Source organism: Stenotrophomonas sp. YJH_SMC_46 (assembly GCF_059370315.1).
On sequence record NZ_JCAFTO010000003.1, the window covers coordinates 465467 to 481902 of the forward strand.

Sequence of the window (16436 nt, forward strand, 5' to 3'; positions counted from 1 at the left end):
GGCCCCTCAGGGCCCGCCGAAGCCGCCGTTGAACTGCAGCTCGCTGAAGGTATTGCTGGAGGGGTCGAACACCGCGCCCCAGAACTGCGTGCCGCCGTCGCAGACGCGGATCGCTTCCCGTGCCGGATTGATGCCGCTGCCATCGGGCAGATGGAAGGCGTTGACGTAGATCAGCCGCTTGCCGGCGCTTTCGATGCCGACGTACTGGCGGTCGAAGTCCAGCACCTTCGGGACCTGTGCCTGCAGCGACGAGAGCTGTGCTTCCAGTTGGTCGATCTGCTGCCGGCTGGGTGCCCAATAGCCGCTGACCCGGCCCGCCTCGCGGCCTGGACTGGGCCGCGAGCAGGTGTCGAGCACCTGCGCGGCGATGATCGGGCGGGTGACCACCCAGGATTGTCCGGTACGTTCGGCGGTCGGCACGCTGGCCGGGCCGCGCGTGGTGGTGCAGGCGCCGAGCGCGGCTGCGAGGGCGATCGCAGCCGTGGGCAGCAGCAGGCGGGTGCAGCGGTTCACAACACCTCCGACGCGTAATCGGCCAGGCGCGAGCGTTCGCCACGGCGCAGGGTGATGTGCGCACTATGCGGCCAGTTCTTGAAGCGATCCACCGCGTAGGTCAGGCCCGAGGTGGTTTCGGTCAGGTACGGGGTGTCGATCTGCTCGACGTTGCCCAGGCAGACAATCTTGGTGCCGGGGCCAGCACGGGTGATCAGCGTCTTCATCTGCTTGGGGGTGAGGTTCTGCGCCTCGTCCAGGATCAGGTAGCGTGACAGGAACGTGCGGCCGCGCATGAAGTTCATCGAGCGGATCTTGATGCGGCTGGCGAGCAGGTCGTTGGTGGCCTGGCGGCCCCAGGTGCCGCCTTCCTGGTTGTGCGTGAGCACTTCCAGGTTGTCGGTCAGCGCGCCCATCCACGGCGTCATCTTCTCTTCCTCGGTACCCGGCAGGAAACCGATGTCCTCGCCAACGCTGACCGTGGCGCGGGTCATGATGATCTCTCGGTAGCGCTGCTGGTCCATCGTCTGCGCCAGGCCGGCGGCGAGTGCCAGCAGGGTCTTGCCGGTACCGGCGGTGCCCAGCAGGGTGACGAAGTCGATCTCCGGGTCCATCAGTGCGTTGAGGGCGAAATTCTGCTCGCGGTTGCGTGCGCTGATGCCCCACACGGCATGGCTGCCGTGGCGGAAATCATCGACCAGCGACAGCACTACCTTGCCGTCGCCGACCACGCGGCTGACGCGCAGTTCGACTTCGTCTTCGCCGGGCAGGTAGACGTACTGGTTCGGGTACCACTCCTCGCCATCCTGCGCCTGGATCTCGTAATGGCTGCGGCCCTTGTCGCTCCAGCTGCGCAGATCCTCGCCGTGGCGCTTCCAGAAGTCTTCGGGCAGCTCGGTGGCACCGGTGTAGAGCAGGCTGAAATCGTCCAGTGCGCGGTCGTTCTCGTAGTCCTCGGACACGATGCCGGCGATGGCGGCCTTGATCCGCAGGTTGATGTCCTTGGAAACGAACACCACCGGCAGGTCCGGCGTTTCTTCCTTGAGGGCCAGGATCGCGCCGAGGATGGCATTGTCCGGAATGACCTTGCCAAAGCTCTTGCCTGCGTCGAAATGGCTGGTCTGGAAGCGCAGCTTGCCGGCGCTCTGCTTGCCGCGCAGCTGCAGGCCATTGGGACGCTGCAGTGGAATGCCGTCGGCCAGGTTGTCCAGGCCGGATTCCTGCACCAGCTCGTTGAGGAAACGGCTCACCTGGCGAGCGTTGCGGCTGGCTTCGGAGGTGCCCTTCTTGCCGTTGTCCAGCTCCTCGATCACCTGCATGGGCAGGTAGATGTCGTGCTCCTCGAATTTGAACAGCGCGGTGGGATCGTGCATCAGCACGTTGGTATCCAGCACGTAGATGCGCTTGCCTCGGGTCATCGTCGATTCCTGGTTACGGGCAGGGAAAAACCACCACGGCCTGCAGCGGGGCAGGGTGATGGCAGACACGGTAGGCAGTGGGTCTCACTTGGACTGGGAGGCCTTCAGTTCGGCGAGAACGGCATCGGCATGGCCGGCAACCTTGACCTTGCGCCAGGACTGCACGATGCGGCTGTCGGGGGAAATCAGGAAGGTGCTGCGTTCGATGCCGCGTACCTGCTTGCCGTACATGTTCTTCATCTTGATCACGTCGAAGGCGCTGCACAGCGCTTCGTCGCCATCGCTGACCAGCGGGAAGTTGAAGCCCTGTTTGGCGCAGAAGTTGTCGTGCGACTTCACCGAATCGCGCGAGACGCCCAGTACCACCGCGCCTGCCTTCCTGAACTTCGGCAGCAGGGCGTTGAAGTCGATGCCTTCGGTGGTGCAGCCCGGCGTGCTGTCCTTGGGATAGAAGTACAGCACCAGCCATTGGCCGGCATAGTCGCCGAGGGTGGCGTGGTCGCCGCCGGACAGGGCCAGCGGCAGGGAGAGGGTAGTGCTGTCCAGGGTGTCGCCGTTGTTCATGAGGTCCTTCTGTCGAGCCTGGGTTCTTGCCATTACAGCTACATGAAACGCCACGCGCGCGTGAGAGACGCGCGAAGAATCAGAACTTCATGGGATCCATGATCGCGTCCAGGTTCAGGTGGTCGCAGAACTCAAGGAAATCGTCGCGCAGCGCGGCAATATGCATGTTGGCCGGCACGCCGATGGTGACCTGTGCGCTGAACATTTCCGCACCGGTCTGCATGGCGCGGTAGCGCGTGCTCTGCAGGTTCTCGATGGTGATGCCCTGGCGGTCGAAGAAATCGGCCAGCTGGAACAGGATGCCCGGCTTGTCGGCGGCGATCACCTCGACGATGTAGGGCAGCAGGTTGGACTGCGCCTGCTTGGCGGCGGTGCGGTACCAGACCAGCTTCAGCCCTTCCTCGCGCTCCAGCCGGGTTAGCATCGCCTCCAGCTTGGCCACCGAGTCCCAGGAGCCGGTGGCCAGGGCGGTGACCGAGACGTCGCGGCCGACCGTGGCCAGGCGTGCGTCCACCAGATTGCAGCCGCTGTCGGCGATGCGGCGGGTGACGGGCAGCAGGGGGGACTCCGGATGCGTCGTGTAGGCGTTGATCAGGAGGTGGTTTTCGCTCGGCGCGGGGCGCGGGGTGGTGTCGGTCAAGGCGATTCCGGGTAATGCATGCGTGAGTCTGAATGCCCGCCAGAGGCGGGGATCCACCGGTGTCCAGCATACTTGCCCGTGCTTTCGCGCCGCAAGTAACATTCAGGTCGCCCCCGGCCTTTCGTGGCGGGCGTTTTCCCTTTCCAGCCAAGAGCAGCACGTCCTTGTCCCTTTCCGGCCTCATCACCGCGCTGGCGACCCCGTTCCGGGCCGACGGCGCCCTCGATCCCGACGGTTGGCAGCGCCTGCTGCACCTGCAACTGGAAGGTGGCGTCCATGGCGTTGTCGTTGCCGGCTCGACCGGCGAAGCGGCAACCCTCACCGATGCCGAGTACGACCTGCTGCTGGCCAGCGCGGTCGAACGCATTGGCGGCCGCATCCCGGTCATGGCCGGCACCGGCCTGTCCGGTACTGCCAAAACCATCGAACAGACCCGTCGTGCGGCCGCGCTTGGCGCCAGCCATGCACTGGTGGTCACCCCGCCTTACGTAAGGCCGACCCAGGCCGGCCTGATTGCCCATTATCGTGCGGTCGCCGACCAGGGCGGGTTGCCGGTCGTGCTGTACAACGTGCCCGGCCGTACCGGTTGCGACATGCAGCCGGAGACCGTGGCCGAACTGGCCAGCCACCCCAACATCGTCGGCATCAAGGAGGCGGTGGGCGACACCGGCCGGGTGCAGGCGCTGCTGGCGCTGCGCAGCCCGAAGTTCGCGGTCCTCAGTGGCGATGACGGCACCGCCGCGCGCTCGATCCGGGCCGGCATCGATGGCCTGATCTCCGTGGGCTCCAACGTGCTTCCGGGTGCCTACCGCCGGATGTGCGAACTGGCCGCCGCGCACGACCATGCAGCCACCGAATCCTGGGACGCGCGCCTGCAGCCGTTCCACGATTTCTGCGGCGTTGAACCGAACCCGATTCCGGTCAAGGCGCTGCTGCGCCGCATCGGTGTCGGCCATGACCTGCGCCTGCCGCTGCTGCCGCTGTCGGCGCCGCACCATGCGGCCGCCGACCACCTTGCCGGCGACATCGCCGCCCTCGAAGCCCTTTCCAGCCACTGACCTTCCGTCTTGGTCTGACCCAGGAGATTCACATGCGTCAATCCGTTTCCACCGTCCGCGTGCTGTCCTATGCCCTGCTTGCTGTGGCGGTCGCTGCCGGCACCACCGGCTGCTTCAAGCGCGGCGTCAAGGGCGACTACGCCCTGGCCCCGGAAATGCGTCCGCTGGAAGTGCCGCCGGACCTGAACCTGCCGGCCACCACCGGCGACAACAAGGTGCCGACCCTTTCCTCGGCGACCAAGCCGGCGGCCCCGGTGGCTGCGGCCCCGGCCGTGGGCAACACGGGTTTCACCATCGCCGGTGGCAAGGATGAGGCCTTCGCCAAGGTCGGCACCGCGCTGGAAGGCGTGGAAGGCGTGACCATCGCCAGCCGCGCGCAGCTGCTGGGCTCGTATGACGTGGCCTACGAAGGCAGCAACTTCCTGGTCCGCGTGGTGGCCGTCGATGCCGGCGCCTACATCTCCGCGGTGGACCCGCGCGGCCTGCCGGCCACGGCCGAAGCGCCGGTAAAGCTGATCGCCGCGCTCAAGGCGAAGCTGGCGCAGTAAGGGCTGGTCGGGTGGATGCGGGCCTTGGTCCGCACCTGCCTTGGGTAGCGCCGGGCCATGCCCGGCGAGCTTGAAGCGCGGCCCAGGATCCGCCGGGCATGGCCCGGCGCTACCGGAAATGGAAAAGGGCGCCCAAGGCGCCCTTTTTCGTTGTCGCAGCAGGCGCTTCTCAGCGTTCCAGCAGCTTCAGCTTGTCCGGCTTGCCATCCCATTCGCCGGCGTCGGCAGGCGGGTCCTTGCGCACGGTCAGCACCGGCCACTCCTTCGCCAGCTCGGCGTTGAGGGCGACGAAGCTCTCCTGGCCGGCAGGAACATCGTCCTCCGGGAAGATCGCGTTGACCGGGCATTCCGGTTCGCACAGGGTGCAGTCGATGCACTCATCCGGATCGATCACCAGGAAGTTCGGGCCTTCGTGGAAGCAATCCACGGGGCACACTTCCACGCAATCGGTGTGTTTGCACTTGATGCAGTTTTCGGTGACGACAAAGGGCATGGGCTGGGGGCGGATCGATTCCTGAACCCGCCAATTCTAGAACAGGTTGGCCCCCAGTGTCGGCGCGGGGCGGAAATCGGGCGCCTGGCAGGCGCGGCCGTGGCGGACATTGGCGGCAGGGCAAGGCCTGTGCGACGCTGCGGGTCAGCCGGCTGCGTCGGATGGCCGGCCTCCCTTCCCAACAGGTTCATCCATGTCCCAGCGCCAACCCGGCATCGCCTCCCACGGCGGCGAAAACACGGCATTCATCGTCCTCATCAGCTGCGTGGCCACCCTCGGTGGATTCCTGTTCGGCTTCGATAGTGGTGTCATCAATGGCACGGTCGACGGCCTTCGCCAGGCCTTCAACTCCAGCGAGGCGGCGCTTGGTTTCGAAGTCGCTTCGATGCTGCTGGGGTGTGCGGTCGGTGCCTTCCTGGCAGGCTGGCTGGGGGATCGCCTGGGCCGCCGAGGCGTGCTGATCGTGTCGGCGCTGATGTTCCTGGTTTCGGCGCTGGGCGCCGGTGCCGCTCACGCTTCCTGGCTGTTCATCGCCGCGCGCGTGCTGGGCGGTTTCGCGGTGGGCGCGGCCAGCGTGATGTCGCCGGCCTACATCGCCGAGGTGGCCTCGGCGCGCTATCGCGGGCGCTTGGCCACGGTGCAGCAGATGGCGATCATCTGCGGCCTGTTCGCCGCCTTCCTCAGCAATTACCTGCTGGCCCGTGCCGCTGGGGCGTCGACCGAGCCGCTATGGCTGGGCCATGAGGCCTGGCGCTGGATGTTCTGGATGCAGGCGCTGCCATCGGGGCTGTTCCTGCTGCTGTTGCTGGTGATTCCCGAAAGCCCGCGCTTCCTGGTCGTGAAGGGGCGCCCGGAGCAGGCGAGGGCGGTGTTGGCGCGGCTGTACGGCGAGGCCGCAGCCACGGCCAAGCAGGCCGAGATCGAGGCGAGCCTGGCCCAGGACCAGCACAAGCCACGCTTCGCCGACCTGCGCGACAAGGTCACCGGCAGGCTGCGCCCGATCCTCTGGGTCGGCATCGGCCTGGCGATGTTCCAGCAGCTGGTCGGCATCAACGTGGTGTTCTACTACGGCGCGGTGCTGTGGCAGGCGGTGGGGTTCTCGGAAAGCGACGCGCTGCTGATCAATGTATTGTCCGGTGCGCTGAGCATCGGTGCCTGCCTGCTGACAGTGCTGCTGATCGACCGCATCGGACGCAAGCCGCTGCTGTGGATCGGCTCGGTCGGCATGTCGGTAGCGCTGGTACTGATGGTGGTCGCGTTCGCCAGTGGCAGTCTCGCCGACGGTCGCCTGCAACTGTCCGACGGCATGGGCCGGCTGGCGCTGGTGGCGGCCAACGTCTATGTGGTGTTCTTCAACATGTCCTGGGGCCCGGTGATGTGGGTGATGCTGGGTGAAATGTTCCCCAACCAGATCCGCGGCCCGGCATTGGCCGTCGCCGGTGCGGCGCAGTGGACGTCGAATTTCGCGATCACCGTGACGTTCCCGATGCTGCTGGCGGGCATCGGCCTGGCCGGGGCCTACGGGATCTATACGGTGGCGGCCATCCTCTCGATCTTCTTCGTGGTCCGCTACGTGCGCGAGACCAAGGGCAAGGAGCTGGAGCAGATGGAAGGCTGACGCTGCCCGGCTTCGGTTGCATTCCGTTGGCGCCTCGGTGTCATCGAGGGCGAAGGCGGGGCAGCCCAATCCGGGACACGCCGTGAACCCATCCATGGGGGCTCGATGGCGCCATCCATGGCGCCAACGGTCCCGGCTTGAGCTGCCCCGCCTTCGCGTCAGGCATTGCGGTTCTGGCGGACGCAGGTCTGCGCGTCGGGATTGAATTGGCTGCGGAGGAGCGAGGCTGTTCGTGCCGCCGTCGCGGGAAACTGTCAGGGTGGCCCACCCCCTCCCACGCAGGAACAGGAAGGCGCTACTGCGACCAGGCCGACCGATGCCGATGCAAACCCCGGAAAACAGAAAAGCCCGCACAAGGCGGGCTTTTTCGGTTCCTGCTGCGGCGACTGGCGCTCCCTAGGGGACTCGAACCCCTGTTTTAGCCTTGAGAGGGCCACGTCCTAACCACTAGACGAAGGGAGCGTAACTGTGTCGCTGCCGAGGCAGGAGCGCTAGTATATGCACCTCGATGCCATTGGGCAATCCCGAAACTTCAACCGGAAGCGCCAACATCATTTCCCCTGCTACATCACCGTTCAGCCTGCGCGTCATCCCGCGCGACCAGCACACGATCTCCCGCAAGGACATCAGCCCGAACGCCCTGCGCGTGCTTTATCGCCTGCGCGATGCCGGCTTCGGCGCCTACCTTGTCGGCGGCGCGGTGCGCGATCTGCTGGTCAATGGCCAACCCAAGGATTTCGACGTGGCCACCGACGCCACGCCCGAACAGGTCAAGCAGCTGTTCCGCAACTGCCGACTGATCGGCCGCCGGTTCCGCCTCGCCCACGTTGTGTTCGGCCGCGAAATCATCGAAGTCGCCACCTTCCGCGCCAACAGCGATGACGGCAGCGGCGACCGCGAGATGGAAAACGGCATGCTCGTGCGCGACAACGTGTACGGGACCATCGAAGACGACGCCATCCGCCGCGACTTCACCTGCAACGCCCTGTACTACGCCATCGAGGACTTCTCGGTGCGCGACTACACCGGTGGCTTCGAGGACGTGCAGGCGCGCCTGATGAAGCTGATCGGCGACCCGGTGCAGCGCTACCAGGAAGACCCGGTACGCATGCTGCGAGCGGTGCGCCTGGCGGCCAAGCTCGGCTTCCAGATCGAGGAGGGTACTGCCGCGCCGATCCCGCACCTGGCCGGCCTGCTCAACGAAGCCGCGCCAGCGCGCCTGTTCGAGGAAGTGCTCAAGCTGTTCCTGTCCGGACACGGCGTGGCCAGCTTCGAAGGCCTTGAGCGTTACGGCCTGCTCGACGTGCTGTTCCCGGAAAGCGCCAAGGCGCTGAAAGCCAACCGCACCGGCGCGCTGCGCCGCATGCTGGTCGAGGGCCTGGCCAATACCGATGCGCGGGTGGCCAACGACGAACCGGTCTCGCCGGCGTTCCTGTTCGCGCTGCTGCTGTGGCCGGCGTTCTGCCGTGCACAGGCGACCCTGCTCAAGCAGGGCGTGGCACCGGAAGAGGCGCAGCGCCGCGCCGCCGACCGCGTCACCGTGCAGCAGTTGAGCACCATCGCGCTGCCGCGCCGCTTCTCGCTGCCGATGCAGGAAATCTGGCTGCTGCAGTCGCGCTTCAGCTCGCGCCAGCGCAAGCGCGTGTTCCGCACCCTGACCCATCCGCGCTTCCGTGCCGCGTTCGATTTCCTCAGCCTGCGCCAGGTGGCGTCGTCCGAGCACGCCGCCGATGTCGAGTTCTGGCGCGAAGCGCAGGCGCAGTCCGGGCGTGAGCTGGAGTCGTCGCTGGATGCGATGCACAGCGAAGAAGGCGATGACGAGAGCGGAGCGCCGCGCAAGCGCCGCCGTCGCCGCCGTCGTCCGGGTGCCCCGGCCGGTGCAGCGGGCGAGTAGGCGATGACCCCTGCCTGGATCGGCCTCGGCGCCAACCTCGGCGACGCGGCCGCCACCGTCGGCGCGGCGATTGCCGCGCTGGACGGCCTGCCCGGGACCCGGCTGCGCCAGGCCTCGCGGCTTTACGCAACGCCGGCCTGGGGCAATGAAGACCAGCTGCCGTTCGTCAATGCGGTGGCCTCGGTCGAAACCATCTTGCCGGCCGATGAGCTGCTGCAGGCCATGCTGGCGCTGGAGCAGCGCTTCGGTCGCGTGCGCGATCCGGCAGTGCACTGGGGCCCGCGCGCGCTGGACCTGGACCTGTTGTTGTACGGCGTGCAGGAGCTCGACCAGCCCGGGCTGAAGGTGCCACACCCGTACATGCACGAACGGGCCTTCGTGTTGGTGCCGCTGGCCGAAATCGCGCCGGATCTGGCCATTCCCGGCCACGGCCGCGTGCGGGACGCAGTGGTGCGGGTGGACGCCTGCGGGATTACCCCGATAGGGTGATAATGCCCGGGTTATCTCCCCCGGTTATCAGCACATGAGCACCCACGCAGACAGCAAGCCCTGGACCGTTCCCGCCCTGGCCGAGGCCAAGCGCAATGGCCAGAAGCTGGTCATGTTGACCGCCTACGACGCCGGCTTCGCCCGCACTTTCGACGCCAATGGCGTTGACCTGATCCTGATCGGCGATTCGCTGGGCATGGTGGTGCAGGGCCATGATTCGACCCTGCCGGTGACCGTGGCCGACATGGTCTACCACACCCGCGCCGTGGCCCGCGTGCTGCAGCGTGCGCTGCTGGTGGCGGACCTGCCCTTCGGCGCCGATGCCACCCCGGAGCGCGCGCTGGATGCCTCGCTGCAGCTGCTGCAGGCCGGTGCCGAGATGGTCAAGATCGAAGGTGCCGGCTTCAAGGTCGACATCATCCGCTACCTGGTCGAGCGCGAGATTCCGGTCTGCGCGCACCTGGGCCTGACCCCGCAATCGGTGCTGCGCCTGGGCGGCTTCAAGATCCAGGGCCGCGGCGATGCCGCGCGCCAGCTGGTGGAAGATGCCAGGGCCGTGGCCGCTGCCGGCGCCAGCATCATGGTGCTTGAGTGCGTGCCGACCCCGGTTGCCGCCGAGGTGACCGCTGCGGTGGAGGTGCCGACCATCGGCATCGGTGCCGGCCCGCACTGCGATGGCCAGGTGCTGGTGCTGCACGATTTCCTCGGCCTGGACAGCGGTCATCGCCGCCCCAAGTTCGTCAAGGATTTCCTTGCCGAAGGCGGCTCGGTGGCCGGTGCCACCCGTGCCTTTGCCGACGCCGTGCGCGACGGCAGTTTCCCCGACGAACAGCACGCCTACGCCCAATGATCCAGACCTTCAACGAGCTTGGCGCATTGCGCGAGCAGATCGCCCACTGGAAGCGCGAGGGCCTGCGCGTGGCGCTGGTGCCCACCATGGGCAACCTTCACGGTGGCCATCATTCCCTGGTGACCTTGGCCCGCCAGTACGCCGACAAGGTGGTGGCAAGCATCTTCGTCAACCCGACCCAGTTCGGGCCGAACGAGGATTTCAGTCGCTATCCGCGTACGCCCGAGGCCGATGTGGCCGGGCTGGAACAGGTCGGCTGCGATGCGGTGTGGCTGCCCAGCGTGGAGGCGATGTATCCGCTGGGCGTGGACAAGACCACGCGCATGCACGCGCCGGGTGTCAGTGAAGTGCTTGAAGGTACCAGTCGCCCGGGTCACTTCGACGGCGTGTGCACGGTGGTAGCGCGCCTGTTCCTGCAGGTGCAGCCGGACGTGGCTGTGTTCGGCCGCAAGGACTACCAGCAGCTGGCTGTCATCAGGCAGATGGTGGCCGAACTGTCGTTCCCGATCCAGATCGTCGGTGCCGAGATCGTGCGTGACGAGGATGGCCTGGCCAAGAGTTCGCGCAACCAGTACCTGAGCGCGGAACAGCGCCCGGTCGCGACCGCCATTCACCGCACCCTGCTGGGCATGCGCGAGGGCTACGTGGCCGGTCACCCGCGCGAACGCATCGAGGCCGATGCCACCGCCGCACTGCAGGCGGCCGGTTTCCAGGTCGACTATGCGGTGCTGCGCACCCCGGAGCTGGCCGAGCCGACCTTCGACGGCGGTGGCCGCGTGGCGCTGATCGCCGCGCGACTGGGTACGACCCGGCTGATCGACAACCTGGAATTCTGAGCTCCGGCGGCGCCGCGCGATGCATGGGGTCAGATGCCTTTTCCAGGGGAAAGGGTTCTGACCCCGGTTTCACCGCCTACCTGAACAGGTTGCCGGCCGTGATGCCCCGCGCTGTGCGGGTGCTAGAATCCGCTCTTTCCTTTGCCGTTGCAGCGCCCCCATGCACCTGTCCCTGCTCAAGACCAAGATCCATCGCGCCACCGTCACCCATTCCGAGCTGAACTACGAAGGCTCGATCGCCATCGATGACAACCTGCTGGCTGCCACCGGCATCCGCGAGTTCGAGCAGGTGCACATCTGGGACGTGACCAACGGTGCGCGCTTCTCGACCTATGCCATCCGCGCCGAAGCCGGCAGCGGCGTTGTCTCGCTCAACGGTGGCGCCGCGCGCCACGTGCAGGTCGGTGACATCATCATCATCGCCGCGTTCGCCAGCATGACCGAGCAGGAAGCCGACAGCTTCAAGCCGAAGCTGGTGTACGTTGATGGCAAGAACCAGATCACCCACACCAACGACACGATCCCGACCCAGGCCGCATGACAACGAACAACGGATTCGACTCGCTGCATTCCCACGCCCAGCGCCTGAAGGGCGCAAGCATCCCCAGCCTGCTCGCCGCCGAACCCGGCCGCGTGCAGGATCTGGCGCTGCGGGTCGGTCCGTTGTACGTCAACTTCGCGCGGCAGAAATACGATGCCGCCGCGCTGCAGGCGTTGCTGGCGCTGGCTGCCGAACGTGATGTCGGCGGCGCCATCACGCGCCTGTTCCGTGGCGAGCAGGTCAATCTGACCGAGGGTCGCGCCGCACTGCACACCGCATTGCGCGGCGACGTGGTCGATGCACCGGTTGCCGCTGAGGCCTATGCCACCGCGCGCGAGATCCGCCAGCGCATGGGCGTGCTGGTGCGCGCGCTGGAAGACAGCGGCGTAACCGACGTGGTCAGTGTCGGCATCGGTGGTTCCGACCTCGGTCCGCGCCTGGTCGCCGATGCGCTGCGTCCGGTCAGCGGTGCGCGCCTGCGCGTGCATTTCGTGTCGAACGTGGACGGCGCCGCCATGCAGCGCACGCTGGCCACGCTGGATCCGGCGAAGACCGCGGGCATCCTGATTTCCAAGACCTTCGGCACGCAGGAAACCCTGCTCAACGGCCAGATCCTGCACGACTGGCTGGGGGGCAGCGAGCGCCTGTATGCCGTCAGCGCCAATCCGGAACGCGCGGCCAAGGCTTTCGCGATCGCCGCCGATCACGTGCTGCCGATGTGGGACTGGGTCGGTGGCCGTTATTCGCTGTGGTCGGCCGTGGGTTTCCCGATCGCGCTGGCCATCGGTTTCGAGCGCTTCGAGCAGCTGCTGGAAGGCGCCGCGCAGATGGATGCGCATGCGCTGGATGCACCGCTGGAGCGCAACCTGCCGGTGCTGCACGGCCTGACCGACATCTGGAACCGCAACCTGCTGGGCCATGCCACGCACGCGGTGATGACCTACGACCAGCGCCTGGCGCTGCTGCCGGCCTACCTGCAGCAGCTGGTGATGGAAAGCCTGGGCAAGCGCGTGCAGCGTGACGGACAGCCGGTCACCACCGACACCGTGCCGGTGTGGTGGGGCGGGGCGGGCACCGACGTGCAGCACAGCTTCTTCCAGGCGCTGCACCAGGGCACCAGCATCGTTCCGGCCGACTTCATCGGCTGCGTGCACAGCGACGATCCCTACACGATCAATCATCAGGCCCTGTTGGCCAACCTGCTGGCGCAGACCGAAGCACTGGCCAATGGCCAGAGCAGCGACGACCCGCACCGCGATTACCCCGGGGGCCGCCCGAGCACGCTGATCCTGCTCGACGCACTGACCCCGCAGGCGCTGGGCGCACTGATCGCCATGTACGAACACGCTGTGTACGTGCAGTCGGTGATCTGGAACATCAATGCCTTCGACCAGTTCGGTGTCGAGCTTGGCAAGCAGCTGGCCAGTGGCCTGTTGCCGGCGCTGCAGGGTGAGGATGTGGCGATTGCCGATCCGATGACCCGCGAGATACTGGCGCAGCTGAAGCGCTGAGCCCGGTCGTGGATGCGCCGGCGACAGGCCGGCCATCCCATGCCTTCCGTTCCTGCCATTCCGGGGCCCTGCGGCGTTGCCCATGCAGCGTATTCGCGTGCCTGCGGCAGCGCAGCTTGACTACGCATGGCGTGCCAATGCAGTGTGCATGGGCGGCTGTACCTGTCATCCAGTATCGCTCGCAGCATGATGTTGATGCCAGGGACTGGCCGTATCCGGAGGGACGTGGAATCGATCCATGTCCTCAACGCCTCATGTTGTGAATGACAGGAGATTGCGAATGGATCTGAATGACGACGTTGTGTCCGGCTGGCTCAATGGCTCGGACGATGTGGATGGGTGCGCCAACCCTGCGGGTTCGCTGTTCATCTACGGTGCGGCAGCCACCGAAGCGGCCCTCACCGGGGCTTCGGACACCATGATCACCGGTGGCACCAACGAGTGCACCACCACGGTATCGGTGATCAACCACTGCCTGTGTTGCTGATGTAGCCCGTGCCGGCACGCAGAGGCATGCAGCTGCGTGCCGGCGACTGGAACAGACTCTTGAATCTCGCAGGGGGCGTAATGACCGCTTCTCCGGCTGCGGCCGCGTTTGCGCGCATCACCGAACATTTCCTTGCCCAGGCGCGCGCTGCGCTGGCTGCCGGCCTGCATGATCCCGCCATCGCCCTGCAGCCCGGCGAACGTGCGCTGCTGCATTCGCAGGGCGAGGCGGCGCTGCGTGAGCATGCCCAGCTCAAGCTCAACCGCGTGCTCCTGCTGGAGCTGCACGCCGCTGCACGCAGCGGTGACATCGGCCCGCTTGACAGTGCTGGTGCGCTGGACGAATTCGTTGCCCTGGCCACGAGCGAGGGCTTCCGCGCGCATCTGCAGCAACGCTATCCGGTACTGCTGCCGCGCCTGACGCGCATGCTCGAAGGACAATGCGCGGCCGTGGTGGAGCTCGCTGCACGCATCGGCAGTGATCGTGTTGCGTTGGCCGAGTTGCTGGGTGCGCCGGCGGGCACGCTGCATGCCGTTGCATTGGGCCGCGGTGACCTGCACGGTGGCGGCCGCACCGTGGCACGGCTGCAGTTCGAAGGCGGCACGGTGATGTACAAGCCACGCTCATTGCGCATCGATGCCACGCTCGATGGCCTGTTGTCCGCGGTCTTCGGTGATGCCCCTGACCGCGTGCGCGTGCCGAAGGTGATCGATCGTGGCAGCCACGGCTGGGCTGCATTCGCCGCGCATCGCTATTGTTCCGGCGAGGCTGAACTGCGGTGCTATTACCGCGGCCTCGGCCACTGGCTGGCCATCCTGCGCCTGATCGGTGGCACCGACATTCATCTGGAGAATCTGATCGCGGTCGGGCCGGTGCCGGTGGTGGTCGACGCCGAAAGCGTGTTCTGCCGGGTAATCGAAATCGAGCCATCAGGGCTTGGCGATGCGTACGACACCGCCGTCAAGCTGATGCGCAATTCAGTGCTGCGTACCGGAATCGTGCCGTTCCGTACTGCCGGCCTGGGCATGGAGGGCGTGGACCTGTCTGCAGCCGGCGCGCTGCCCGGCGAGCAGCCACGGGTGCAGGTGCCGGTGATCGTCGACGACGGGACCGAACCGGCCCGGTTGGGCATGGTCGAGGCCGAGGTCTCCATTGCGCAGAACCATCCCAGCGCACAGCCCGATGTGTCGTTGTACTGGGACCACATCAGCGAGGGCTTCATCGACGCCAGTGGGCGTCTGCGCGCGCTGGACGCGAACGGCGAACTGATGCCGCTGCTGACGGCCTTCGAAGGCTGCCAGGTGCGGGATGTACGGCGGCCGACAATGGCCTACGCCGAGCTCGGGCGGATGCTCTGGCATCCAGCATCGCTTCACAACGAAGCTCGGGCGGTTGAGCGCGCGATCGACCTGCTGGTGCGGAATGCGGCGGTGTCGCCCGCTGCGCCATCGGACCTGGAAACCGTACGCGGAGAGGTCGATGACCTGCGCCACGGTGACATTCCGATCTTCGCATCGCAGCTGGACGCGGCGCGTATCCACTCCGTCGTCGCCAACTGGCGCGCGATGCGGATCGACCTGGAAGACGTGACGATCCGCAGCACGCTGGTCGCCACCGACCTGAACCAGCATGCACTGGCCCGAGCCGAGGCCCGGTCCGGCTACAGCTATGCAGCACGGCATCCGCGCGCCGACGACCTGGACGCACGCCGTCGCACGCTGGCCACGCGCGCGGTGGAAAGCCTGCTGCGGCTGGCGGTGCACGGCGAAGACGGCTCGATGACCTGGATCACACCTGAAGTGACGCGTACCGGATGGACCGTCCAGCCGGTGCAGCCAGACCTGTACTTCGGGCTGGGCGGCATCGCTTTCGCACTGGCAGCCTATCGCCACGAAGTGGAGCAGGGGCGTGCCGATCCGGTGGCCGGGCTGGATCCGGCCATCGAGGGCGCCCTTGCGGTGTTCCAGACCCTGTGCGAGCGGCACCCCGCCGAAATTGACGGTGGATTCGTCGGAACCGGTTCGCAAATGTGGGCATTGCTGGCATTGCACGACCTGTTGCAGCGACCGGCGCTGCTGGCGCTGGCAGAGCGCTGCGCGGAAGCCGCGGAGCATCGCGGTTTCCAGCAGGCGGCAAAGTTCGAACTGATTGATGGTGTGTCCGGCATGATCCTGCCGTTGCTGGCGCTGGCTGAAGCCACCGGCAACGCACGCTGGCTGGAACTGGCGGCCGCAGCGGGACGCCGCATGCAGGACGCTGCGATTGTCGACGCAGACGGTGCGCGCTGGCCGACGCCACAGTTCAGCGAGCCGATCGGTGGTTTTGGCCACGGTGCGATGGGCATGGGCTGGGCGCTGGCACGACTGGCCCGCTCCGAGGCTGGCAGCGTGCCCGAGCGGGCCGCATGGCGGCGGCTGGCCGAAGGAGCATTTGCATTCCAGGCAGCCCTGTTCGAGCCACATACCGGGCACTGGCGGGACATCCACCTGCAGGATGGGCAGAAGAACTTCCCGACCTGGTGCCACGGCAGCGTGGGCATCGGCCTGGCGGCGGCGGACCTGTATGCCCGCACCGGTGATGCCGCGCAATTGCGCGACATGCGTCGCGCCGTGGCCGATGCGCGCGGCAAATGGGGGTTCAGCCACACCCTGTGCCATGGCGATGTGTCCACCCGGGAACTGCTGGTGCTGGCCGCTGCGCTGGATCCGGCAGGGTGTCCCTATCCGCAGGACGAGGCCGCCATCGAGATCATTTCTTCGATCGAGGAGCACCAGGGGATGGTTGGCGGCCTCACCCGCGCGGCCTTTACCCCGGGCCTGATGATCGGCCTGGCGGGTTCGATCTACGGCTTCCTGCGCATGCATCCGGCCTGCGTACTGCCATCGCCGCTGCTGCAGGAGACGATGGCCACGCGGGCCGATGCGTGTGCGGTGCGCTCCAGCGCCGCGCAGGACCGGCCGGCGCTGGTCGAGGCCTGAGCCGGACCGGTCCGTCAGC

Annotated in this window: 16 protein-coding genes and 1 tRNA gene; 11 read left to right on the plus strand and 6 right to left on the minus strand. The window is 66.9% G+C overall.

Annotated elements, in window-relative coordinates:
- Positions 1 to 6: 6 nt before the first annotated feature.
- From AC5P8C_RS11650 to AC5P8C_RS11665, 4 genes are all read right to left on the minus strand, one after another.
- On the minus strand, positions 7 to 513 hold the full coding sequence (locus tag AC5P8C_RS11650; RefSeq protein ID WP_019661174.1) for a hypothetical protein: 507 nt from the start codon (positions 511 to 513) through the stop codon (positions 7 to 9).
- The gene (locus tag AC5P8C_RS11655; RefSeq protein WP_019661175.1) at positions 510 to 1910 is read right to left on the minus strand and encodes a PhoH family protein; all 1401 of its coding nucleotides are present in this window, start codon (positions 1908 to 1910) and stop codon (positions 510 to 512) included. Before AC5P8C_RS11655 ends, AC5P8C_RS11650 begins: the two co-directional genes overlap by 4 nt.
- 84 nt (positions 1911 to 1994) lie before the next feature.
- The gene (locus AC5P8C_RS11660; protein WP_019661176.1) at positions 1995 to 2474 is read right to left on the minus strand and encodes a peroxiredoxin; all 480 of its coding nucleotides are present in this window, start codon (positions 2472 to 2474) and stop codon (positions 1995 to 1997) included.
- Positions 2475 to 2553: 79 nt separating this feature from the next.
- Complete coding sequence (locus AC5P8C_RS11665; protein WP_019661177.1) at positions 2554 to 3114, minus strand: glycine cleavage system transcriptional repressor; 561 nt, start codon at positions 3112 to 3114, stop codon at positions 2554 to 2556.
- Between the two features lie 164 nt (positions 3115 to 3278).
- Here AC5P8C_RS11665 and dapA point away from each other — a divergent pair, with 164 nt between their 5' ends.
- Positions 3279 to 4172, plus strand: coding sequence for a 4-hydroxy-tetrahydrodipicolinate synthase (dapA, locus tag AC5P8C_RS11670; RefSeq protein ID WP_019661178.1), 894 nt, complete (start codon positions 3279 to 3281; stop codon positions 4170 to 4172).
- Positions 4173 to 4204: 32 nt separating this feature from the next.
- Complete coding sequence (locus AC5P8C_RS11675; protein WP_019661179.1) at positions 4205 to 4720, plus strand: hypothetical protein; 516 nt, start codon at positions 4205 to 4207, stop codon at positions 4718 to 4720.
- A gap of 169 nt (positions 4721 to 4889) precedes the next feature.
- On the opposite strand, the gene fdxA is transcribed toward AC5P8C_RS11675, so the two are convergent.
- A complete protein-coding gene (gene fdxA / locus AC5P8C_RS11680) occupies positions 4890 to 5213 on the minus strand; it encodes a ferredoxin FdxA (protein ID WP_004153066.1) in 324 nt (107 codons plus the stop codon).
- 193 nt (positions 5214 to 5406) lie between these two features.
- Here fdxA and AC5P8C_RS11685 point away from each other — a divergent pair, with 193 nt between their 5' ends.
- The gene (locus AC5P8C_RS11685; protein WP_019661180.1) at positions 5407 to 6831 is read left to right on the plus strand and encodes a sugar porter family MFS transporter; all 1425 of its coding nucleotides are present in this window, start codon (positions 5407 to 5409) and stop codon (positions 6829 to 6831) included.
- A gap of 387 nt (positions 6832 to 7218) precedes the next feature.
- Here the strand turns inward: AC5P8C_RS11685 and AC5P8C_RS11690 are convergent.
- A tRNA-Glu gene (locus AC5P8C_RS11690) sits at positions 7219 to 7293 on the minus strand.
- A 52-nt stretch (positions 7294 to 7345) separates the two neighbouring features.
- On the opposite strand from AC5P8C_RS11690, the gene pcnB reads away from it, so the two are divergent.
- From pcnB to AC5P8C_RS11730, 8 genes are all read left to right on the plus strand, one after another.
- Positions 7346 to 8725, plus strand: coding sequence for a polynucleotide adenylyltransferase PcnB (pcnB, locus tag AC5P8C_RS11695; protein WP_111098753.1), 1380 nt, complete (start codon positions 7346 to 7348; stop codon positions 8723 to 8725).
- Between the two features lie 3 nt (positions 8726 to 8728).
- A complete protein-coding gene (gene folK / locus AC5P8C_RS11700; RefSeq protein ID WP_019661182.1) occupies positions 8729 to 9214 on the plus strand; it encodes a 2-amino-4-hydroxy-6-hydroxymethyldihydropteridine diphosphokinase in 486 nt (161 codons plus the stop codon).
- Positions 9215 to 9248: 34 nt separating this feature from the next.
- Positions 9249 to 10064 (plus strand): 3-methyl-2-oxobutanoate hydroxymethyltransferase, encoded by an 816-nt coding sequence (panB, locus tag AC5P8C_RS11705; protein ID WP_111103699.1) that lies wholly within the window; start codon positions 9249 to 9251, stop codon positions 10062 to 10064.
- Entirely contained in the window at positions 10061 to 10900 is an 840-nt protein-coding gene (gene panC / locus AC5P8C_RS11710; protein WP_021202011.1) for a pantoate--beta-alanine ligase, read from the plus strand. Before panB ends, panC begins: the two co-directional genes overlap by 4 nt.
- A gap of 160 nt (positions 10901 to 11060) precedes the next feature.
- On the plus strand, positions 11061 to 11441 hold the full coding sequence (gene panD / locus AC5P8C_RS11715; protein ID WP_005409061.1) for an aspartate 1-decarboxylase: 381 nt from the start codon (positions 11061 to 11063) through the stop codon (positions 11439 to 11441).
- Positions 11438 to 12952: a glucose-6-phosphate isomerase gene (gene pgi, locus AC5P8C_RS11720; RefSeq protein ID WP_019661186.1), complete on the plus strand. Its 1515-nt coding sequence runs from the start codon at positions 11438 to 11440 to the stop codon at positions 12950 to 12952. Before panD ends, pgi begins: the two co-directional genes overlap by 4 nt.
- 280 nt (positions 12953 to 13232) lie before the next feature.
- Complete coding sequence (locus AC5P8C_RS11725; protein WP_010484314.1) at positions 13233 to 13439, plus strand: DUF6229 family protein; 207 nt, start codon at positions 13233 to 13235, stop codon at positions 13437 to 13439.
- A gap of 80 nt (positions 13440 to 13519) precedes the next feature.
- A complete protein-coding gene (locus AC5P8C_RS11730; RefSeq protein ID WP_495218784.1) occupies positions 13520 to 16417 on the plus strand; it encodes a type 2 lanthipeptide synthetase LanM family protein in 2898 nt (965 codons plus the stop codon).
- The last annotated feature ends 19 nt before the right edge of the window (positions 16418 to 16436 follow it).

Excerpts from the sequence above, each read along its gene's own strand:
- AC5P8C_RS11655 (WP_019661175.1), bottom strand. The coding sequence starts at position 1,910 with ATGACCCGAGGCAAGCGCATCTACGTGCTGGATACCAACGTGCTGATG.
- AC5P8C_RS11660 (WP_019661176.1), bottom strand. The coding sequence starts at position 2,474 with ATGAACAACGGCGACACCCTGGACAGCACTACCCTCTCCCTGCCGCTG.
- AC5P8C_RS11675 (WP_019661179.1), top strand. The coding sequence starts at position 4,205 with ATGCGTCAATCCGTTTCCACCGTCCGCGTGCTGTCCTATGCCCTGCTT.
- fdxA (WP_004153066.1), bottom strand. The coding sequence starts at position 5,213 with ATGCCCTTTGTCGTCACCGAAAACTGCATCAAGTGCAAACACACCGAT.
- AC5P8C_RS11685 (WP_019661180.1), top strand. The coding sequence starts at position 5,407 with ATGTCCCAGCGCCAACCCGGCATCGCCTCCCACGGCGGCGAAAACACG.
- folK (WP_019661182.1), top strand. The coding sequence starts at position 8,729 with ATGACCCCTGCCTGGATCGGCCTCGGCGCCAACCTCGGCGACGCGGCC.
- panB (WP_111103699.1), top strand. The coding sequence starts at position 9,249 with ATGAGCACCCACGCAGACAGCAAGCCCTGGACCGTTCCCGCCCTGGCC.
- panC (WP_021202011.1), top strand. The coding sequence starts at position 10,061 with ATGATCCAGACCTTCAACGAGCTTGGCGCATTGCGCGAGCAGATCGCC.
- panD (WP_005409061.1), top strand. The coding sequence starts at position 11,061 with ATGCACCTGTCCCTGCTCAAGACCAAGATCCATCGCGCCACCGTCACC.
- pgi (WP_019661186.1), top strand. The coding sequence starts at position 11,438 with ATGACAACGAACAACGGATTCGACTCGCTGCATTCCCACGCCCAGCGC.
- AC5P8C_RS11725 (WP_010484314.1), top strand. The coding sequence starts at position 13,233 with ATGGATCTGAATGACGACGTTGTGTCCGGCTGGCTCAATGGCTCGGAC.
- AC5P8C_RS11730 (WP_495218784.1), top strand. The coding sequence starts at position 13,520 with ATGACCGCTTCTCCGGCTGCGGCCGCGTTTGCGCGCATCACCGAACAT.